Origin of the sequence: Methylobacter psychrophilus (assembly GCF_025583945.1) — a bacterium.
Taxonomy (GTDB): Bacteria; Pseudomonadota; Gammaproteobacteria; order Methylococcales; family Methylomonadaceae; genus Methylobacter_C; species Methylobacter_C psychrophilus.
Map to the genome: position 1 here is coordinate 24,211 of NZ_JAOEGU010000001.1, position 23,331 is coordinate 47,541.

A 23,331-nucleotide genomic window follows, 5' to 3' on the forward strand; every position below is an offset into this window, starting at 1 on the left:
TCGATTTTAAAGAGCTATGAACCCTTTTAAAAAAATTACCCTATTTTTATTTTTTGGCTTATTGGCTACAGTTTTTCAGGCCAATGCAGAAAATACTGAAATTACGACGCCTCCCGCTCCCACCATAGCGGCTACTGCATACATCTTGCAGGATTTTCATACCGGTAAAGTGCTGGCAGAAAATAATGCCGATGCCAGGCTTGCCCCTGCCAGTCTTACCAAGATAATGACAGTTTATGTGGCGTTTAGAGAGCTTGGCAATGGCCATTTACATCTCGAAGATTCGGCCACTATCAGCGAAAAAGCCTGGAAAACAGCCGGTTCACGGATGTTTGTCGAGCTTGGTAATCAAGTTAAAGTTGAAGATTTGCTAAAAGGCATCATCATTCAATCCGGCAATGATGCCAGTGTCGCTTTGGCTGAACATGTCGCCGGCAGTGAAGCTACATTTGCCGACATGATGAATCAGCATGCTGCCAGACTGGGAATGGTAAATAGCCATTTTAAAAACAGTGATGGTTTGCCTATGGAAGATCATTACACCAGTGCGCGCGATTTGGCCATTCTCACTACCGCTTTAATCAAAGAATTTCCTGACTACTATCGCTGGTTTTCGCAAAAAGAATTCACCTTTAACAAAATTACCCAACAAAACCGTAACAAGTTACTGTCACGGGATGAGTCGGTTGATGGCGTTAAAACCGGATTTACTGATGATGCCGGTTATTGTCTGGTTGCTTCTGCGCTAAGAGAAGATATGCGTCTTGTCTCTGTCGTTATGGGCGCAAAAAATGCCAATGCCAGAGCCAATGAAAATCAAACACTGCTTAATTATGGCTTCCGGTTTTTTGAATCGCATCGCTTGTATGAAGGCAAAAAAACGTTGGATGAACCCAGAATCTGGAAAGGCGCAAGTAAAACGATACCTTTAGGTTTGGCTGAAGATATTTATGCAACAATTCCACGTCGCCAATACAAAGATCTTAAGGCCGTTATCAATGTTGATAAAAAAATTACTGCACCTGTTGCAGAAGGCGCAAAGCTGGGTTCTGTTAAGGTCACTCTTAACGATGAAGTGATTGTTGATAAAGACTTGGTCGCTCTCAAAGCGGTAGATCAGGGCAATATTATTCAGAGACTCATGGACAGCGTTATGATGATGATGGAAAAGTCAGATGACGGAAAATAAAATGGTTTATTTAAACGGTGAGTATTTGCCGCTTAATGAAGCCAAAGTTTCCGTGTTGGATCGTGGATTTTTATTTGGTGACGGTATCTATGAAGTCATCCCGTCTTATTCCGGCCATTTATTTCATTTTCAGGATCATCTACAACGTCTGGAAAACAGTCTGGCCGGTATTCGTCTGGCTAACCCGCATACCCGTGAGGAATGGTTGGCGATATTGTCGCCATTGCTGGATACCACTATTGATCAGTATATTTATCTACAGATTACCCGTGGTGTCGGCCCTAAAAGAGATCACGCTTTTCCTGACAATATACCTGCTACTGTTTTTGCCATGTGCTCGGCTATCGTGCCTTTTGCCGGATTAAATCAGGGCGTAAAAGCGGTCAGCATGGATGATAGTCGTTGGCAATTTTGCAACATAAAAGCCATCACCTTATTAGGCAACATCCTGCACAGGCAAGAGGCTATCGATCAGGGTTGTGCCGAAGCACTGTTGGTAAAAGACGGTTATGTTGTTGAAGGTGCGGCCAGTAATGTTTTTGCCGTTATTGATGGTGTTTTGTGTACGCCCCCTAAAGGCAATGATATTTTACCTGGCATTACCCGTGATGTAATTTTGGAGCTTGCACGAAAAAATAACATTGCTTGTAGCGAATATAAAATTCCCTTTGCCAAGTTGCAAACAGCCAGTGAAATTTGGGTAACCAGTTCTACCCGTGAAATTGTCCCCATTGTCGAACTTGACTCAATCAGGGTTTCAGATGGAAAGCCCGGTCCGGTATGGCATGCCATGCAGCAGATTTTTCAGGATTATAAAAAATCGCTGATTATGAGCGAACAAACCTTTTTTGAATTTCCTTGTCAATTTCCTGTTAAAGCCATGGGCAAAGCGGATATGGAACTGGATTTGTTGGTGATAGAAATTGTTCGCCGCCACGTACCTGATGTTAAACCGGATGCAGTCACTTCGCGGCCGAGCAAGGACGGCAATTTTATCGCAATAACGGTCGTTATAGAAGCCTCCAGCAAAAAACAACTGGATGCGATTTATCAGGATTTAAGCGATCATCCTCATGTTTTGATGGCTTTGTAGAGCCATTCTTTTTGGCCGCAATTTTTTAACCAATACCAGCTCTTTTAATGCCAATAATACGTCATTTGGGACTACAAGATTATGAAACCAGTTGGCAGGCCATGCAGCGTTTCACCCAAGAGCGCAACGCAGATACCCCTGACGAAATCTGGATAGTGGAACATTCTCCTGTTTATACCTTGGGATTAAGCGGCAAGCGTGAGCATTTATTAAATACCGGCAACATTCCGGTGATTAATTCAGACCGGGGCGGGCAAGTTACTTATCATGGTCCCGGGCAAGTGGTCATATATACGTTACTGGACATTAAACGGCTTAATTTGGGCGTGCGTCAACTGGTCACTATTCTTGAGCAAGCGATGATTGGCACTTTGGCGGAGAATGGCATTATCGCGGTTTCCAAAGCCGATGCGCCGGGCGTTTACGTTAATGACCAAAAAATAGGTTCGATCGGTTTACGGATTAAAAAAAACTGTAGCTACCATGGCCTCAGTCTTAATAATGCGATGGATTTAAATCCTTTCGAACATATTAATACTTGCGGCTATGCAGACCTTAAAGTTACTCAATTAGCTGATCTGGGTGTTATTATCAGTTCCAGGCAACTGGCAAACTCCGTTACTCAGGCTATTACTACGGCACTCATATATGACTAATCAAGCACCTTCACGCTCTACCCCTGAATCACATGAACGTAGCGCCAAGAAGCTGGCGCGTATCCCGATAAAAGTTGAACAGTCCGATACCGTTTTGCGTAAACCTGACTGGATACGCGTAAAGCTTTCAGCCAGTGACGAAATCACCAAAATTAAACAGTTGTTGCGTGAGCATAAATTGCATACGGTTTGTGAAGAAGCGGCCTGTCCCAATCTGTCTGAATGTTTTCAGCACGGTACGGCAACTTTTATGATTATGGGCGATTTATGTACCCGTCGTTGCCCTTTTTGTGATGTGGCACATGGCAAGCCACTGGCGCTGGATAAAGATGAACCGCAACATCTGGCCGATGCCATACAGGCAATGGCCTTAAAATATGTGGTTATCACCTCGGTGGATAGGGATGATTTAAGAGATGGTGGTGCCGGGCATTTTGCTGATTGTATAAAAAAAATTCGCCAGCAAACACCGTCTACAAAAATTGAAATTTTGGTTCCGGATTTTCGTGGTCGTATTGATAAAGCCATAGATATTCTAATTAAAGAACCCTGTGACGTGTTCAACCATAACCTGGAAACAGTGCCACGGCTTTATAAACAAGTGCGTCCCGGTGCTGATTATCTGGGTTCTTTGGAGTTGCTGGCTAAATATGGCAGCGCACAAGCCCAAACGCCGACTAAATCAGGGCTCATGCTGGGTGTCGGCGAAGAGCAGGAAGAAGTCCATCAAGTGATGAGGGATTTATTGGCGCATGGCTGCTCAATGCTGACACTGGGCCAATATCTACAGCCAACCAAGGCGCATTTACCGGTTAAAAGTTATATCACCCCGCAACAATTCGATGATTATGGCGCTTTTGCAAAGCAACTGGGCTTTAAGCAAGTTGCCAGTGCACCCATGGTCAGATCTTCTTACCATGCCGATCTTCAGGCTAAAGCCGTTATCTAAACAAATCCCCAATGATGCTTTTCCAGGTTGTTGGGGTTTATGTTTTATTTCAATTCGTTAAATCACCTGCATAAAACAAGTTGGGTCTTGTATAAGCCGATTCATTCGCACTGAACTATACACCAGCTAATCAACATTTCATTTCAGATTTTAAAACCTGCGTTTTTCATTGTTCCGTTGTCGGTTTAAAGCTGAAACTTGATGCAAACTTGCACTTCCATCATTGCTGTTTTTACAGCTATTGACGTATTCAAAAGCCTGACCGCCCATTAATTTTTTACTATTTCCAAGGGGCATAGGTATCTACACAATGTTTCCTTAGAATAAAATTAAGCAGTTATATTCCCTTCATCCTTATCCTTTTGGAGAAGGAGCAGTAGGACTTGTGTAGATAGTGTGGATTGAGGCGGGTGGCGGGTGGCGGGGGATTCTGCGACTACTATGTCTGTTTCGCAGCGATTATTTAGAGTTGGACAATTAAATTGTTACATTTGGTTACAATGCATTAAGTGCTTTCATTTATGGTTTCATGTGTTGTTGCCCCACTTTAAGCAGAAATTTTATTATATAAACTACATTAAATGCATAGTTAAGCTTGTTTGGTTAAGCTTTGATTATTAAATTGTTATATTTTTTTACAATTAATTAAGTACTATCGTTTATGGCTTTATGTATTATTGTCTGCTTTTAAATAGCAAATTTATTATAGAAATAATATTAAATGCACAGAGTATCGTGCAATTTCTCGAAATCCAACCCCCCAATTTATAATGGAAATTAAAGTGAAAGAAAATAGAAAAGTAACGCCTTTATCTACGGCATCACAATCGTCAAAATGGAAGCTTCGTGCCGCGATTGGTTTGGCTTTAGGCGTCAGCTTGGCTTCACAAGGCGTTAATGCATCGACGGATACGTCGACAGTTACCTGGAAGGAGGGAGGGCTTCTCGATTCCTCCAGTTGGACAAGTCTCACAAGTTGGCTAGGTAATCTTCTTAGTCAGCCTACAATTAACGCATCAACAAATTTGGTGTTTGCTAATGCTTCCAGCAACAGATTGACTCCAACCAATATACCGAATTTGACTCTGAACAGTATCCTCTTCGGTGCCAACACTAATACCAGTTCTTATACTATTGGAACCAACAGCAACACTTTCACGATTGGTGGAGGCGGTGTGATGAACAAGGATAATCTTGCCCAGAATTTAGGTGCAAAATTTCTTCTGTCTAATAGCACTACTTTTAATGCTGTAAGCGGTGGCTTAAATTTTACCGGTGCGATTAACCTTAATAATGCTTTGTCAGGTTCAAGCACAAAAACACTAACACTTAATGGCGACCATGATATTTCAATTTCAGGAGCCATTAGTAATTCAGGCAGCATTAACAACGTTGGCGAAGTGACGAAAACCGGTTTAGGCACAACAACGCTGAGTGGCAACAATAGTTACACCGGCGCTACCAACATTGATGGCGGCACTCTGGCTTTGGGTGCGAACGAGCGTCTGGCTAATACAGGTACTGTTAATGTCAACAACGGTGGTACCTTCGATGTTAAAGCAAAGACAGAGACTATCGGTAAGCTTGATCTGAAGAGCGGTGGCGCTATTAAGGGTGGCGGTACTTTGGGCGCTTTGATAGTTGGTACGGATTACACTAACGCAGGTTTTGGTACCGGAAATCTTTTTAATAAATCTGCGGGAGTAACCGATACCAAAATTAATTCATCGGCAAGTAACGCAGCTACTCAGCAAACACTGACCGTCGGTACTGGTACTGCTAACAACGGTATCACTGCTTCCAAGATGGCTTTTGGTAACTTGCATGTAGGCACATCTGCCGAGCAAACTTATACTATTGGCAACGCGGGTAATACCGCTTCAAGCAGTCTGCGCGGTGCGGTACAGAACCTTGGCTCACATGATAGCCAATTGACTGGCAATGGCACAACGGAGGCTGGCTACAATTGGGGTGATGATGCTGCGATTGCTGCGGGCACCAATATTGGCCCAAAAATTGTAAAGTTTACAGCCACCACTGCCGGAGCTCTATTTGAGACATTAACGGTTGTCAATAACTTTGCCAACACTATTGCCAAGCAGACTTTGGAGATTCACGGAGCGGCTTATGATTATGCCAAAATGAACCCAATCAGTCCGGTCACTTTGGCTAATCAGCGGATTGGCGGTACGGCAACTCAAGCTTTGTCAGTGACCAACGGGGCGGCCAACCATGAATATTCAGAAAAACTGGATGCAAGTATCAGCGCAAATAGTCCGATTATTGCCAGTGGTTCAGCGATACATGGCTTGGCGGCAGGTGCAACGAACAACACCAATTTTACTGTTGGCGTTAATACTGCAACTGCCGGTAACAAAAGCGGTATAGCAACGATTGCCTTGGTTTCTAGCGGCACAGATACATCAGAATTAGGTGACACTGATTTGCATTCACAGGACGTTAATGTATCTGGTAACGTCTACCGTACGGCAAGTGGTTCAACAGCAGCGACTGTTAATTTAGCCGCTCAACACGTAGGTGGCTCGGCTAGCAAAACCTTGGTCGTTAGCAATAATGTAGTTAACGATGGTTACTCTGAAAAACTGGATGCCAGCTTTGGCGCAGCAACCGGAGGCATTAGTACCAGTGGTGTCGCTGGTTTGATTGTTGCCGGTGGTAACAGCAATGCCATGTCGGTAGGTATTGATACCACTACTGCCGGTGCCAAGTCAGGTAATGTTGGTGTCAACTTCAGTTCTAATGGCACAGGAACCAGTGGCTTGGCAACTATCAGTAATGGTAGCCAGAACGTTATTGTTTCCGGCGATGTTTACAACTATGCCAACGCCGGCTTACAGCATGTTAGCGGTGGAAGTACTTGGGATGATAAAAGCTTGATGTTGGATTTTGGAAATTTTACTCAAGGTAGCGGCAACCAAACTGCCACTTTTAGCCTTGCCAATATTGGCGGCTTGGATTCCCTGTATACAGATCTTCTTGATGGTAACTATAATTTCATTTTGGGTACGGCTTTTAGCAGCAGCAACGTGAACAACTTTACAAATCTGGCTGGTGGTTCATCACTGACCAATCTGGACTTTTTGTTTAATACCAGTACTGTCGGTAATTATGTAGGTAGTGTGTTCCTTGCATCCACTGGACATAATATCAGTGGTTACCTCGGTGCTCTTGATGGTATGACCATTAACTTTAAAGGTAGTGTCTCTGGGGTCGCTGCGGTGCCGGTACCGGCTGCTGCATGGTTATTCCTGACGGGTATGGTCGGCCTGTTGGGCTTGGGTCGTCGTAACAAAGCAATCTAATTATTGATTAAAACCAAGTAACAAGGCTGAACCTTTCCGGTTTTTAAAACCGGAAAGGTTCAGTTCCCTCGTTCTGTCCATCGCTATTTCCCCGTTACATTATTAATCCCTGATTGTTGCCTGCAAAATGGCAATCTTGTTCAAAAAGAGTCATTCCATTTTATTTCCGGTAAATCAATCCACGAAAATCAAAACCTGTTGTCCACGAAAAGCACGAAAGACACGAAAAAAGGGGGTATTTTATTGTAGGGGGCCATGATTCTTTTGCTAATGGTTTTTAGGTAAAGACAGTGTATTATTCTTTTTTTATAATAGAACAACCGGGCAGGTCTTTAGTGCAATTAACAGAAACGGATAATCAAGCTTATTTTGATAAAAACAAAGCCAGAGAAAAGGTTTGTGCCGGTTGGTTAACAGAATAAAGTAAAGCTGTGCAAACCGGTTTTATTGGCGGCTGTTATCGGCATTGTTAACGGACTGGGTGTTATTGTTCAAGTGGCAACTGTACTGAATTCCCCGAAATTAAGAATTAAAAACTTGAAGATTGCGTTATAGCTAAACGTTGATATTATGGCCTCACATCGCCATTAAATAGGTATGTGAAAGCCATGGGCAAAAATACCATAATCGAATAAAAAAGCACAACACCACCTACAACCTTTAGTAACATAATTACTTTATCCATAATACCCTTCATTTTTTAATTAATTTTTTTTCATGGTAGCCAAAATATCGTAAATAAGTTGGATGGCAAATTGAATTTTTTTGCCATTATCTGAAATAGAATAAGTGATTAATTAACCTGAGTTCGGGATAAAAAATCATAACAATGGCAACAAATCCTCTCGTCGTAAATTGAGCGCAGGCTTTTTATCTAGATAAGAGTAAATCTTAAGCATGACGGAATTTGTAAGCCTTGACTGGCATCGTAAAATTCGGTTTACGTCATTCAATCCTGGCATCCATGGTTTATGGATCATCGCTAACCCTTGCTTCGCCATCCTGCTTTAAATTGGCAGCCGAAGTATTCAAAAACCTACTCTTCCATTAATTTTTTTACTACTCTCGATAACATTCTGCGACTGCTATGTCTGGTTCGCAGCGATTGTTAAAGTTTGGACAATTAAATTGTTACATTTGGTTACAATTCATAAAGTGTTAGTCGTTTTTATTTCAGGTATTCTTGCCTCTCTTTAAACAGAAATATATAAGTAATATTAAATAATTATTTAAGTTTGGATTATTAAATTATTGTCTTTGTTACATTTGGTTACAATTCATTAAGTGCTATCGTTTACGGCTTCATGTATTGTTACCTCACTTTAAACAGAAATTTTTATTATAGAAACAACATTAAATACATGGATGACCGCGCAAGTGTCGTTTTTATGCCAGGTTAACTGTCATTATTGGCAACACGGAAGACGGGATATTTAAAAATACCTGCTTTTAGCAATATTTTATTTTTTATGGTGTTACTTTCTTGAATTTGTAAGGCAGGTCAACTACGCTTGTAAGTAATAACTTACTAAATATATATTATTAATACCTTATAAGGTTAATTTAAAATTAAATACTTTTTTTGTTAGCTGCTTGCTAACTGCCTATCATCCAACCCACAATTTATAATGGAAACTAAAATGAAAACAAATAGAAAAGTAACACCGATATCTGCGGCATCACAACCGTCAAAATGGAAGCTTCGTGCCGCGATTGGTTTGGCTCTAGGCGTCGGCTTGGCTGCACAAGGCGTTAATGCGGCGACGTTTACTTGGGATGGTGGATCTGGTTCGAATAACTTTAGCGCCGGTAATAACTGGAGTCTAAATGCGGCACCGCCCACCAATAGCGCAACAAATATATTTCAATTTGCTGGTTCAACTAAACTGGCTCCTGTCAATAATTTGAATACTTTATTATTGCAAGGGATTGACTTTAAATTAGGTGCGGCTTCTTTCACACTGACGGATATTAGCCCATCAAATTCTATAACTCTGGGAAGTTCCGGAATAACTAATAACAGTGCGAGTAAACAAACTGTTAATAACAAACTTACACTGGGTGCAGCTCAAACTTTTACGAATACGTTAACAGGTGGAACGCTTGCGGTTGGTGGGACTGTTAACCTACAGACTAATGATTTGACCTTGGCTGGCAGCAATGCTATCGGCTTAACCGGTGTTATATCAGGTACAGGCGCGTTGGTTAAAAACGGTACAGGCACAACAACGCTGAGCGGCAACAATAGTTACACCGGCGCTACCAATATCAATGCCGGCACTCTGGCTTTGGGTGCAAACGAGCGTCTGAAAGATACTGGAACAGTCAATGTCGGCGGCGGTACCTTCAATGTTAATGGCAAGACAGAAACCATTGCCAATCTTAACTTGAACAGCGGCGCTATTAACGGCGGCGGTACTTTGAAAGTTGCTACCGATTATACCAACGTAAGTTTCGGTACCGGAAATGCTTTTGATAAATCTGCTGGAGTTACTGGTACTGTTATTAATTCATCTGACAGCAATGCAAATAAACAGCAACGACTGTCCATCAATGGCGCTACTGCTGCCTACGGTAATGCCGCAATTGATTTTGGTGCCAAGCATGTAGGCGATACGGTTACTGCGCAAACTTACAATATTAGCAACGCTACTACCAGTGGTCCAGCTCTGCGTGGCGCTGTCCAGAACGATGGTGCTGTTGATGCCCGTTTAGGCGGTTCAGGCATAGCAGCCGCTGGTTCCGATTGGACTGCTGCCAAGAACACCAGTGTAGGCGCAAAAAATGTAACATTCTCAACTGCTACTTCAGGTGCCTTGAGTGAGACATTGACAGTTGTTAACAACTTTAACAATACTAATACTCAGACGTTGGCTATTACCGGTAGTGTTTATGACTATGCCAAAGTTGGCTTTCAGAATACGGGTGGTGCAGGTACTTGGGATAATACCAGCTTGACTTTGGATTTTGGAAGCTTTACTCAAGCTATCGGCTCACAAACTGCCACTTTTAGCCTTGCCAATATTGGCGGCCTGGATGCTGTTTATACCGATCTTCTTAATGGTAATTATACTTTCAACTTGGGTTCGGCTTTCACCAGCTACAACGTGAGCAACTTTACGGATCTGGCTGGTGGTTCTTCAAAGACCAATCTGGACTTTTTGTTTAATACCAGTACTGTCGGAAATTACGTAGGCAGTATATTCCTGGCATCTACTGGACATAATATCAGTGGTTACAGCGGTGATCTTGACGGTATGACCATTAACTTTAAAGGTAGTGTCGTCTCTGCAGTGCCGGTACCGGCTGCTGCATGGTTATTCCTGACGGGAATGGTCGGCCTGTTGGGTTTGGGTCGTCGTAATAAAGCCATTTAATTATTGATTAAAAATAAGTAAGAAGGTTGGACCTTTTCGGTTTTTAAAACCGGAAAGGTCCAGCTCCTTTGTTCTACCCATCGCTATTTCCCCGTTACATTATTAATCCCCGCTTGTTGCCTGTAAAACGGCAAACTTGTTCAAAAAGAGTCATTCCAACTTATTTCCGCTAGACCAATCCACGAAAATCAAAAGCTGTTGTCCACGAAAAGCACGAAAGACACGGAAAAAGCGGATTATTTTATTGTCGGGGCCATGGTTTTTTACTAATGGTTTTTAGGCAAAGACAGTGTATTATTCCTGATTTATCACTTAAACAAGAGGGTAGGTCTTGGTGCAATTAACAGAAACGGATAATCAAGCCTATTTTGATAAAAATAAAGCCAGAGAAAAGGTCTGTGCCGGTTGGTTAAAAGAACAAAGTAAAGCTGTACGTAAACCGGTTTTATTGGCGGCTGTTATTGGTATTGTTAACGGACTGGGAGTTATTGTTCAAGCGGCAGCGCTGGCTTTTATACTGCAAGCGATCATTATTGACAAGTTGCCGTGGGCATCATTAATGATGCCTTTTTTATTGCTGGCCGGTGTTTTTATTTTGCGTAGTTTGTGTGTTTACGGGCATCAAACAACAGGTTTTGAGGCTGGAGCGCAAGTCAGGGCGTCGGTAAGGCAACAATTGTTGGACAAGTTTTTAATGCTGGGACCTGCCCAAATCAAGCAACGGCAAAGTGGTGAATTGGCTGCCGTTACTTTGGAGCAGGTTGATGCGCTGGAAAATTATTTCTCTCGCTATTTGCCTCAACAAATAATTGTCGGTGTTTTACCGATCATCATGATTATCGTGGTCATGCCCGTTAATTGGGTAGTAGGATTGATATTTTTATTGACCGGCCCATTGGTGCCGATTTTTATGGCGTTAGTCGGTATGGGAGCCGCCTCTGCAAATCGCAATCAATTTTTGGCCATGGCAAGAATGAGTGGTTATTTTCTCGACCGTTTACAAGGCTTGGCGACACTAAAGTTGTTTGGTCAGGCGGCTCAAGAGTTAAACACGATTAATCAAATGGCTGACGGGTTTCGGGAAAAAACCATGGCGGTGTTGCGTATTGCCTTTTTATCTTCGGCTATTCTGGAGTTTTTTAGTGCCGTTGCGGTTGCGCTGGTTGCCGTGTATGTCGGGCTGGGTTTATTGGGACAAATTCATTTTGGTCCGGCTGACCAAATCAGTTTACGTTCAGCGCTGTTTGTTTTGTTGCTGGCGCCTGAGTTTTTTATGCCACTTCGGCAGTTGGCTATCAATTATCATGACCGCGCCGCTGCGTTGGGTGCAACTGATGCCATTCTGGCGATACTGGAGCAAGACGCTAATGAGTTGGAAGCAGGTAATAATGACGCACGATGTGTAGACAAAGGAGGCGCATCAATCGCGAATAATGGGCTTCGTACCTCGGCATATCGTTACGCTGCATCCAACGGTGATTTTCAGGGTAATAACAAGCTTATCGAATTTAACCAGGTCGATAAATTTTATGGTCAGCGGCAGGTTTTAACCGATATCAACCTGTCTATTGCCGCTGGTGAGAAAATTGCTTTGGTGGGTGAATCAGGTGCCGGAAAAACAACGCTTTTAAATCTGTTGTTAGGTTTTGAGTCAGCAACCGAAGGCAGGATATTGCTTAATGGCATCGCCGTTAATCGTGAGTATGCGGCCCAAACTATCGCATGGGTGGGGCAAAATGCCTATATTTTTCACGGCAGCATAAAAGATAATATTGCTCTGGCTGATCCTGATGCCTCAGAGCAGCGCATTATTAAAGCCGCACAAGCCGCCGGCGTAACTGAATTTAGCGCACAATTGCCCGAAGGTTTGCTCACGCAGATTGGTGAACGGGGGTATGGTTTGTCTGGCGGGCAGATACAAAGAATTGCCTTGGCCAGAGCTTTTTTAAAAGAAGCTGACATCATTTTACTGGATGAGCCGACTGCCAATCTTGATGCTGCCAATAAAATGCTGTTACTGGCTGTTATCGAGCAATTATTTGCTGATAAAACCCTGATTATCGCCACGCATGATCCGGTGGTGATTAACAGAATGGGGCGGCGCATAACCTTGCAGCAAGGACGGTTGGTGTTATGAACGATTTGTGGTTTTTTCTGAAATTATTCAAACCCCATCGCGGCTGGTTGGTGGCCGGAATTTTGTTGTCATTACTGACGGCCTTGTCATCTATTGCTTTATTAACATTGTCGGGCTGGTTTATCAGTGCTTCTGCGCTGGCCGGATTAGTTGCTATGGATGGCAATGCCCTGACCTTTAATTTTATGCTGCCGGCTGCACAAATACGTGCGCTAGCTATTATTCGTACGGTGGGTCGTTATGGCGAGCGTTTGGTGACGCATGAAGCGACTTTTCGGGTCTTGGCGGGCATCCGTGGCTGGTTTTTTCAACAACTGGTTCCCTTGGTGCCGGGGCGTTTGTCGGTTATGCGTAGTGGTGATTTATTATCACGGATGACGGCAGATATTGACGCGTTGGATGCCCTGTATTTGCGTCTGCTTGCTCCGGCCATCGTAGCGATTGTGGGAGTAACAGCCGTTACTGGCTTTTTGGCTTTTTATGCGCCCGTAATCAGTGTGGCTACCGGCCTTATGTTGCTTGTTGCTTCGGTGTGGGTACCTTGGGTTTTTAATCGTTTGGGAGTTGGCGGCGCTGAACAAATTATCGTTTTGGCGGCCAATTTTCGCATTCGCCAAGTTGATATGATGCAGGGTTTTTCTGAGTTAATAGCCAATCAGGCCTATGGGCGCTTTAGCGATTTTCTGGGGCAGTTTTCTGCTTTAATGCTTAACACCCAGCGACAAAACAACCGTTTGTCGGCCATTGCTTCAGCGCTTACCTTTTTGCTGGCACAGCTAACGGTATTATTGGTGCTGATATTTGCCGTTATTTCATTTAAAAATAATTTGTTATCAGGGCCGGATTTAGCGGTGGTTATTTTTTGTGTACTTGCTGCTTTCGAGCTGGTAACACCCTTGCCGCAAGCCATGCAAATGCTGGCAAAAACCCAAAAAGCGGCCCGGCGTATCAGGCAGGTATCAGAAATGTCGCCAACAGTTTCCCGGCCAATTCAGGTTTTGGGATTACCTGAACGTTATGATTTACAGCTAAAAGAGGTCAGCTTTCGCTATCCTGATCAGCATAATCCGGTTTTAAAAAATATCAATCTGGCTATTCCACAGGGCAGTAAAATTGCGATTATCGGCGCCAGTGGTTCAGGTAAGACGACGTTGTTGCATCTGTTGATGCGTTATTATGATCCCGAGCAGGGCAGTGTTTTATTGGCAGGACAAAATATCAAGCAACTGGATGCTGAGCAATTAATGACTTGTTTTGGTGTCTTGTCTCAGCGTAGTCAATTATTTGCTGCAAGTATTAAAGAAAACCTGTTAATAGCGAAACCCAACGCCTCGGCAACAGAATTGGCTATGGCCATACAGGCGGCAGGGCTGGAGAAATTTATCGGCTATTTACCGGAAGGTCTTGATACCTGGGTAGGTGAAAGCGGCGTGCAAGTATCAGGCGGCGAAGCGCGGCGCATCGCCTTGGCGCGGTTGTATCTTAAAAATGCACCGATATTGATTTTGGACGAGCCCACCGAAGGTTTGGATAGTGATACCGAAGCGGATATATTTAAAGCGCTGGCAAATTTTGCCAAGGATAAAACCGTGGTGATGGTGACTCACCGTGAGGCGGGTTTGGGACTGGTTGATACCGTCTATGGAATGGAGTCGGGGCGTTTGTCTCAATGGTAATGTATGTATTCGTTCCCAAGCTCCAGCTTCACTGCCATTAAGTTAAGCGTTGAAATACCTTTTACATGGAGTACAAACCTAGGTTTGTACTCCAGCAGTCACTTTTGATAAGGAGTCAAAAAACATGTTTTTTGACTCCTTATTTCCTAACGTAATGGCAGTAAAGCTGCAGCTTGGGAGTGAGTATAAGCCAGAGCTTGGGAAATGAGCGCAGATTGGAAAGCCATCATAATCAGGCCTTGGTCATTAATGCTCGCAACCAGTGGCCCTATTTTAACGACTCTTCAAACTGCTTAATCGGTAAAGGCTTGCCAAATAAATAACCTTGAAAGTGGAAGCAGCCTTTTTTTAAGAGGAGTTGTTGCTGTGCTTTTGTTTCGACTCCTTCGGCAATGACCTCAAGTTTAAGGCTCTGTGCCATGTTGATAATGGTAAGCACGAGCGCTTGATCATTGCTATCAGTGGTAATATCCTGCACAAACGACTGGTCAATCTTCAGTTGATACAAAGGCAAACGTTTTAGATATTGCAGGGATGAATAGCCGGTACCAAAGTCATCCAGTGAGAAGCGGATGCCAAGGGCATTTAATGAGCTGATGGCGGCAATATTTTTTTCGAGGTTATCAGTCAGCATAGTTTCTGTCAGTTCCAACTTCAATTTAGCCGGGTTGATGGCATGACGTTCTACCGCATTTTTCACCTGCGATACAAAGTTCACTTGGTGAAATTGCTTGGAACTTATGTTAATTGACAAGGTGAGGTCGCAGGTGGTCTTGTCTTGTTCCCACGCTTTGAGTTGCGCGCAAGCAGTTTCCAATACCCATTGTCCAATAGGTAAAATCAACTCTGTTGCTTCTACCAGCGGAATGAAATTATAAGGTGATATCAAGCCACGCTCAGGGTGTAGCCAGCGAATCAGGGCTTCTGCGCCTATTGGGCGTTCCAAAGCATCTACCTGAAGTTGGTAATACAGTTGAAATTGTTGCTGTTCAAGTGCCTTGCGTAAATCTATATCAATAGAGGCGCGGGCATTAATTGCATCCTGCATCTCCTGATCAAAAAAGTACAGGCGATTACGACCGGAATCCTTCGCCTGATACATGGCAATATCGGCCTGCCGAAAAAGTTCATCAATGCCTGCTCGTTGCCCTTTAAACAACGTAGCACCGATACTGGCTGTCGTATGGTATTGATGATAATTAAGTTGATACGGTTGATTAAGCGCTTCCAGGATCTTATCGCCAATCGCTTTGGTCTGTGCCGCAGCCTCAATAGCTTGATCACTTAAGCCTTCCAGTAGCACGACAAACTCATCACCACCCAAACGGGCTACGGTATCACTTTCTCGTACACAGGCTGTTAGTCGTGCTGTAACTTGCTTTAACAACAAGTCGCCAGCATCATGACCGAACGTGTCGTTGACAATTTTGAAATGATCCAGATCAAGAAACATCAGAGCACCTTGATCTCTGTTACGGGCACTACCTACCAATGCATGTTGGATACGATCCGTTAGCAGACGACGATTGGCCAATTCAGTAAGTGGATCGTAGAAGGCCAGACGCTCAATTTCCTCAGCGGCAGCTTTACTGATGGTGATATCGGTTAAGGTAGCAACGTAATTGGTCACTTTGCCATTGGCATCTTTTATTGTGGTGATGGCCATGTATCCTGGATAGATTTCACCATTCTTGCGCCGGTTCCATATTTCACCTGACCATGCCCCGGTATTTTCGATAACTTTCCACATATCAGTGTAGAAATCTTTATTATGGCGGCCCGAGCTAAGCAGATTCGGATTCTTGCCAATAACTTCTTGCGCGGAATAATCAGTAATCGTGGTAAAGGCATTATTTACCCGCAGGATAATACCAGAGGCATTGGTAACCATCATGCCTTCCTGAATATGGAAAGCAGTCGCAGCGATGCGAAGATCATCCTCGGCGCGCTTGCGGATGGTTATGTCGTGTATGGTTGTTTGCAGCAATAATGCCCCATTAATCATCATGGAGTTAAGCGTTACTTCGGTAATGAAGTTTTTGCCAGTGTCAATTCGCTTATACATCCATTCGAAGCGCACGCTGCCTTTTTTTGTGGCAATCTCAATGTACTGCTTGGCTAATGTTATTGAATCCGAACCGCATGGTTGCCTAAGTGGAGAGAAATCGGCCGGCGTATATAAAGTGATATCTTCTCGTGACTGCAAGCCAAACATCATCATGGCGGGATTATTGCAATCGAAAAAGCCCTTCTCATTCAACATGAGTACCGCATCTCTGCAGGCATTAAATAGTGTGTGGAATTTTATTTCGGATTGAGCCAAAGACGCGTCGATTTGCTTTCGTTCAATGGCGATGCTGGCCAGACGTGCTGATTGTTCGATGAGGGCAATATCAAACCCGGTTGGTGTATGTGGCTCATGATGGTAGATAGCAAAAGTACCCAGTACTTGGCCAGATGATGACAGAATAGGCTGTGACCAGCAGGCGCCTAGTACGGCATTGATTGCAAGTTTTTTGTAAGCAGTCCAGTTCGTAGGTGTGGCAATGTCCTCAACGACAACACGATTGCCGGTAAAAAAGGTCTCTCTGGAAGAGTCAGTGCCAACTTTTATGCCGTTAGTGACTTCGTTGAAAAAATCAGGCGGGTTTGGGGATGAGCCGTTAACAAGATGCTTGCCGTCGCTATCGAGTAACAAAATGCTGCAAAGCAGTGTCGGGTAGAGTTGCTCTACGCCTGTCACAATCGCTTCAATAACACTAAGTAGCGGGCTGTTTATGGCAAGTAGTTCTAAAATGCTGCTGTAAAAGTGTGCATATCGCTCGGAATTTATGCGTGAGGAGATATCCAGTGCTATACCAAACAAGCCGGAAATCTCACCATTATCGTTATATATAGGATATTTACGGTTATCTATCCAGCCACTATGGGCTTCGTTATTCGATGCTTTCTGTATTTCATGGGCCACATTAATGCCCGCGAATACTTGCTTTTCCAGATGGTAGTAAATATCGGCATCTTTTTCCGAAAACAGGTCGTAATCAGTTTTTCCAAGCAGGTACGACGACTGATTTATGCTGTCTGTAATAGTAGCGCCTGGTGTTTGGCTGGCACCGGTAAATACATGATTACGGTCTTTAAAATAAATATAATCATTAGTGTTTTCCATCATGGCCTTGAAATTGGTCATCATGGGTTGGTTGTTTAGTTGTTTACTGATGCTTTTGGCATCTTGCAGCAACAGGTCAAGGATAATATTGCTGTCAGTGACGCTGGGTTCTTTGCTGTAAAGGCCTTTGACGCAGCGTATATGGCCATTGGCTTGCCTGAGCCTGATATTAAAAGTATCGGCAATTTTATTGCGACCATCAGTTGAGAATAGCACATCGGCAATGTCCAGATCGTCGGCATGAATTCGACTGTGCAAAGACACTTTACCAATAAGAAAATCGTCAACTGTATAGCCAAGCAGGGCATCAATACCAGCGCCGACAGATAAAACAGTCTGCGGATTAGTCAGTGAAATGCGGATTTTAACTTCTGTTGTATCGATCATACTTGCATCCGATATTCAAGTTTTAATTCTTGATTTAGGAAAAATCAGCTAAAAAAATCATTAGAGCAATAAATGCTTTTCTGTGTATATCGCTCGCTACTTATGAGCATTGGTACTAAATTACGCTTGCATATCTATGGATTACAACGTCAAAGATAATAAACCTTGAAAATATAATTGTATTATATCAGCAATTTTCAGTAATCCTCATTATGACAAAATTAAGAAAATTAAATATAGATTCTGATAGCAATAATTTATTTTAGAGCCTATAGATTACATTAAATATTATCTTATAACATTTATGAATTGTAACAAAATGTAACAATTCAATATAATTCAATTTAAGTAATCAGCACAATACGGCGCCTCGAGTAGTACACCAAAAATTAATCGAGTTTTTTCAATTCTGTAGTCGGTAATTTATTGGTTGGCATTAATTTTCTGCAATGAGAGTTACTACAAAATTGATTTCGCAAACGGGTGGCTATTATTTGCATTTAAGGCTAAATCAGTAAAAATGCCGCTATTTTAGCGCTTCTTCAAATTGCTTGATGGGTGAAGGCTTGCCAAATAAATAACCTTGAAAGTGGAGGCAGCCTTTATGTAGGAGAAGTAGTTGCTGTTCTTTTGTTTCAACGCCTTCGGCAATCACCTCAAGTCCCAAGCTGTTGGCCATGTTGATAATGGTCAGTACGAGCGCCCGATCATTGTTGTCAAAGGTAATATCCCGCACAAATGATTGATCAATCTTCAGTTGGAACAAGGGTAAACGTTTTAGATATTGCAGGGATGAATAACCGGTGCCAAAGTCATCCAGAGAGAAGCGGATACCAATGGCATTCAATGCATTCATAGCAGTAATAATCTGTTCAAGATTATCAGCCAGCATACTTTCAGTCAGCTCCAACTTTAATTTAGCCGGATTGATATTGTGATGTTGCACCGCATTTTTCACTTGCGATACAAAGTTCACTTGGTGGAATTGCTTGGCGCTGACGTTAATGGATAGCGTCAGATTGCAAGTACTCTCATCTTGTTCCCACGCTTTAAGTTGCGCACAAGCAGTTTCCAGTACCCATTGTCCAATAGGTAAAATTAGCCCTGTTTGTTCCGCCAACGGAATAAAATCATAGGGTGATACCAAACCATGCTTAGGATGTAGCCAGCGAATCAACACCTCTGCGCCTATTGGTTGTGCCAATGCGTCTACCTGAACCTGGTAATACAATTGAAATTGTCGTTGCTCAAGTGCATTACGTAAATCCATGGTTAAAGAAGCGTTGGCATTAATCATTTTTTGCATATCAGGATCGAAAAAGCGCAAGTGATTACGGCCACAATCTTTAGCCTGATACATGGCAATATCAGCTTGTCGAAACAGTTCATCTATGCCAATCACCTCGCAGCCGTCAAACAAGGTCACGCCGATACTTGCTGTACCGTAGTATTCGTGTTTGGCAAGCTGATACGTCTGTCTGAGAGCATCCAGCATCTTGTCGCCAATGACTTTAGCCTGGGCCGCAGCCTCAAGGATTTTTTCACTTAAGTTTTCCAGCAGCACGACAAACTCATCACCGCCTAAACGGGCCAGCGTGTCGCTTTTTCGGACACACGCGGCTAAGCGGCTGGCAACTTGCTGAAGCAGTAAGTCACCGATATTATGACCAAGCGTGTCGTTGATGGTCTTAAAATAATCCAGATCAATAAACATGACGGCACCTCTGCCACCGCCATGGGAACGACATGCCAATACATGCTTTATTCGATCAGTCAGTAGCCGTCGATTGGCCAGTTGTGTCAGTGGGTCATAGTAGGCCAGGTTTTGAATCTCCTCTGCGGCCGCTTTGTTCATGGTGATATCAGTCAGGGTGGCAACGTAATTGGTCACTTCATCATAGCTATCTTTTACGGCGGTGATGGTCATGTATTCCGGATAGACTTCACCACTCTTGCGCCGATTCCATATTTCCCCCGACCATGTCCCGGTACTATTGATGGTGCTCCACATCTGCGTATGGAAGGTCGCATCATGGCGCCCGCTTTTAAGAAAACTCGGATTTTTACCAATCACTTCTTGCGAGGAATAGCCGGTAATAGTGGTGAAGGCATTATTGACTCGTAAGAGAATGCCTTTGGCATCGGTGACCATCAAGCCTTCCTGAACCTGGAAGGCAGTAGCGGCGATGCGAAGTTCATCTTCGGCGCGCTTGCGGATGGTGATGTCGTGTATGGCGGTTTGTAGCAATATTTGCTTATCAAGCATCATGGAGCTGAGCAAGACTTCGGTAATAAAGTTTTTACCGGTATCTGCTCGCTTATGCATCCATTCAAAGCGCAGGCTACCTTTTTCTAGCGCTATGTCAATGTATTGCCTGGCCAATATTTTTGAATCCGTGCCACAGGGCTGCTTAAGTGGCGATAAATCGAGAGGATGATATAAAGCGATGTCTTCTCGTGACGTAAAACCAAACATTTTTATGGCGGCATCATTGCCGTCAAAAAAGCTTTGCTCATTTAACATGAGAACAGCATCTGTACTGGCATTAAATAGTGTGCGGAACTTTGTTTCAGATCGGGCTAAAGCCGCGTCAGACTGTCTGCGCTCAATGGCGATGCCGGCTAGATGGGCCGATTGCTCGATGATGGTGATATCAGACTCGGTAGGGGTATTTGCCTTAGGATGATAGATAGCAAAAGTACCCAGTACTTGAGTCGATGATGAAAGAATAGGCTGCGACCAGCAGGAACCTAATCCGGCTTTGGCTGCAAGCTCTTTCCAGGAAACCCAATTTGGATGCGTAGTAATATTCTCGGCAATAATGCGTTTGCCGGTAAATGCGGCCTCTCCGCAACAGCCAGCACCAATACCAATCTCCATGCCATTAGTTGCTTCGTTATAAAAATCAGGCAGGTTGAGGGTAGAGCCATTGACTAGATGCTTGCCGTCGTTATCGAGTAACAAAATACTACAAAGCAGTGTCGGGTAGAGTTCCTCTACGCCCAATACAATAGCGTCAAGAATAGCAAACAGCGGCTTGTTTATGGCAAGCTGCTCTAAAATGCTGCCGTAAAATTGTGTGTATCGCTCGGCATTGATACTGGTGGAGATGTCACGGGCTATACCAAACAAGCCGGAAACTTCACCGTTATCGTTATATATCGGATATTTGCGATTATCGATCCAGCCACGATGGTCGTGGCTATTCGGTAATTTTTGTATTTCATAAGCTACAGGCAGGCCTGCAAATACTTGTTTTTCCAGATGGTAGTAAATATCGGCATCTTTTTCCGAGAACAGGTCGTAATCAGTCTTGCCAACCAGGTCCGACCATTGCTCTTTACTGCCTGTAAGAGTAGCCAGTGTTTGGCTGGCACCGGTAAATACATGATTACGATCTTTAAAATAAATGTAATCGTCGGTGTTTTCCATCATGGACTTAAAATTGGCCATCATCGGTTGGTCGCCTGGATTCTGGCTGAGGCTTTTGGCATCTTGCAGTAACAGGTCAAGGATAACCTTGTTATTAGTGGTGTCCAGTTCTTTACGGTAAATACCTTTGACACAGCAGATATGACCATTGGCGTGTCTGAGCCTGATATTGAAAGTATCAGTGGTTTTATTGCAGTCAGTTGAGAACAGGATCTTGGCAATGTCCTGGTCGGCTATATGAATTCGACTTTGCAAAGATACTTTGTCGTTGAGGAAATCTGCAACCGTGAAGCCAAGTAGGGCATCAATATTATCACCGACAAATAAAACCGTCGGTGGATTGGTCATTGAAATGCGGATGTTAACGTCTATTGGCGTTGGCATGTTTATACTTGATTTTCACTTTTAAATGGTTGATTTCGGAATCATCAGCAAAGCTGATAATTAGAGCAATAAAAAGACTTGCTATTCAATTTGTGGGGAGCGGTAAGGGGCAGACTCGATCAACTTGTTCGGCATTAAATAGAAATAAATTTCAATTCGTGCTGTTTTAATCTGATATTAAATAAGTGATTTTTGTGTATTTCGCTTACTATCTATTCGCACTAATTATGCGTATATATGTAATTTACAAAAGTAAAAGATAAGGCGAGATCTACTATAGCATTAATTAGGATTAATCCTAATTAATTCACTTCTTAAGATAATTCGCAGAAAATAACTCGTTTCCGTATGCTTCGAAATTATGCGATGCTGGAGCGGATTATGCCTGCGATATAATAAATGCCTCATTCGAGGGTATGGTCCGCTTCTACATAAATAAGTTGGCCGTGACGCTCCAGAGTCATGCAGAGATTGGATGCGTATTTATTGCGAGTTACCTAAAAGGGCGATTATTATTGGCATCAACACCAAACAGATATTTCTGTTGTAGTGCCTCTTCAAACAGCTTAATGGGTACAGGCTTACCAAATAAATAACCTTGAAAGTGGCGGCAACCTTTTTTCAGGAGAAGAGCTTGCTGTGCTTGTGTTTCGACACCTTCGGCCATGACCTCAAGTCCGAGGTTCTCAGCCATGGCAATAATGGTCAATACGAGGGCCGGATCGTTGCTGTCAACGGCAAGCTCTCGTATAAACGACTGATCTATTTTTAGTTGATACAAAGGCAAGCGTTTTAGATATTGCAGGGATGAGTAGCCGGTGCCAAAGTCATCCAGTGAGAATCGAATGCCCATCGCATTTAATGTACTCATGGTAATAATAATTTTTTCGATATTATTAGCCAGCATACTTTCTGTTAGTTCCAGCTTTAATTTAGCCGGATTAATTCCATAACGTTGCACTGCATTTTGTTCTTGGGTTACAAAGTTTGTTTGGCGAAATTGTTTGGCGCTGACGTTAATGGATAGCGTCAGATTGCAAGTACTCTCATCTTGTTCCCGCGCTTTAAGTTGAGCGCATGCGGTTTCTAATACCCATTGCCCAATAGGTAAAATTAGCCCTGTTTGTTCTGTCAGAGGAATAAATTGATCGGGTGGCACCAAACCATGCTCCGGATGTTGCCAGCGAATCAAAGCCTCTGCACCGATTGGGTATTGCAAAGCATCTACCTGGATTTGGAAATACAGTTGAAATTGTTGTTGTTCAAGTGCCTTGCGTAAATCCTTTTTTAAGGATGCGAGGTGATGAATCTTTTCTTGCATCTGCGGATCGAAAAAGCGCAGGCTGTTGCGGCCGGACTCTTTGGCATGATAGATCGCAATATCGGCTTGCCGAAAAAGATCCTCGACTCTTGCCATAGGGTCTTCAAACAAGGTGACACCAATACTTGCCGAGCATTGGTATTGTTGTAAGTCAAGTTGATAAGGTTGATTAAGGGAGGACAGTCTTGAGTCTTTGCCTTGATAATTTTCCTGGTGTTAAAATGTGCCAAAAATTTA

At 43.2% G+C, this 23,331-nt stretch carries 11 protein-coding genes; 8 read left to right on the forward strand and 3 right to left on the reverse strand.

The window, feature by feature from the left end:
* Positions 1-16: 16 nt before the first annotated feature.
* The 8 genes from N7974_RS00110 to cydC all read left to right on the forward strand — a co-directional run bounded on the left by N7974_RS00110 (position 17) and on the right by cydC (position 14,400).
* Complete coding sequence (locus N7974_RS00110; protein ID WP_262963685.1) at positions 17-1,189, forward strand: D-alanyl-D-alanine carboxypeptidase family protein; 1,173 nt, start codon at positions 17-19, stop codon at positions 1,187-1,189.
* Positions 1,176-2,282 (forward strand): DUF493 family protein, encoded by a 1,107-nt coding sequence (locus tag N7974_RS00115; RefSeq protein WP_317451567.1) that lies wholly within the window; start codon positions 1,176-1,178, stop codon positions 2,280-2,282. The genes N7974_RS00110 and N7974_RS00115 overlap by 14 nt, the downstream gene beginning before the upstream one ends.
* A gap of 47 nt (positions 2,283-2,329) precedes the next feature.
* A complete protein-coding gene (lipB, locus tag N7974_RS00125; protein ID WP_262963686.1) occupies positions 2,330-2,938 on the forward strand; it encodes a lipoyl(octanoyl) transferase LipB in 609 nt (202 codons plus the stop codon).
* Positions 2,931-3,887 (forward strand): lipoyl synthase, encoded by a 957-nt coding sequence (gene lipA, locus N7974_RS00130; RefSeq protein ID WP_262963687.1) that lies wholly within the window; start codon positions 2,931-2,933, stop codon positions 3,885-3,887. Before lipB ends, lipA begins: the two co-directional genes overlap by 8 nt.
* Positions 3,888-4,669: 782 nt before the next feature.
* Complete coding sequence (locus N7974_RS00135; protein WP_262963688.1) at positions 4,670-7,210, forward strand: beta strand repeat-containing protein; 2,541 nt, start codon at positions 4,670-4,672, stop codon at positions 7,208-7,210.
* A 1,640-nt stretch (positions 7,211-8,850) separates the two neighbouring features.
* Positions 8,851-10,587 carry an autotransporter-associated beta strand repeat-containing protein gene (locus N7974_RS00140; RefSeq protein WP_262963689.1) on the forward strand — a complete coding sequence of 579 codons (1,737 nt, stop codon included), beginning with the start codon at positions 8,851-8,853 and terminating at the stop codon, positions 10,585-10,587.
* A 334-nt stretch (positions 10,588-10,921) separates the two neighbouring features.
* Positions 10,922-12,724: a thiol reductant ABC exporter subunit CydD gene (cydD, locus tag N7974_RS00145; RefSeq protein ID WP_262963690.1), complete on the forward strand. Its 1,803-nt coding sequence runs from the start codon at positions 10,922-10,924 to the stop codon at positions 12,722-12,724.
* Positions 12,721-14,400, forward strand: coding sequence for a thiol reductant ABC exporter subunit CydC (gene cydC, locus N7974_RS00150; protein WP_262963691.1), 1,680 nt, complete (start codon positions 12,721-12,723; stop codon positions 14,398-14,400). Before cydD ends, cydC begins: the two co-directional genes overlap by 4 nt.
* Positions 14,401-14,668: 268 nt before the next feature.
* On the opposite strand, the gene N7974_RS00155 is transcribed toward cydC, so the two are convergent.
* The 3 genes from N7974_RS00155 to N7974_RS00165 form a co-directional block, all read right to left on the reverse strand.
* Positions 14,669-17,956: an EAL domain-containing protein gene (locus N7974_RS00155; RefSeq protein WP_262963692.1), complete on the reverse strand. Its 3,288-nt coding sequence runs from the start codon at positions 17,954-17,956 to the stop codon at positions 14,669-14,671.
* A gap of 526 nt (positions 17,957-18,482) precedes the next feature.
* Positions 18,483-21,773, reverse strand: coding sequence for an EAL domain-containing protein (locus tag N7974_RS00160; RefSeq protein WP_262963693.1), 3,291 nt, complete (start codon positions 21,771-21,773; stop codon positions 18,483-18,485).
* A gap of 493 nt (positions 21,774-22,266) precedes the next feature.
* Positions 22,267-23,277 (reverse strand): putative bifunctional diguanylate cyclase/phosphodiesterase, encoded by a 1,011-nt coding sequence (locus N7974_RS00165; RefSeq protein WP_262963871.1) that lies wholly within the window; start codon positions 23,275-23,277, stop codon positions 22,267-22,269.
* Between the last annotated feature and the right edge of the window lie 54 nt (positions 23,278-23,331).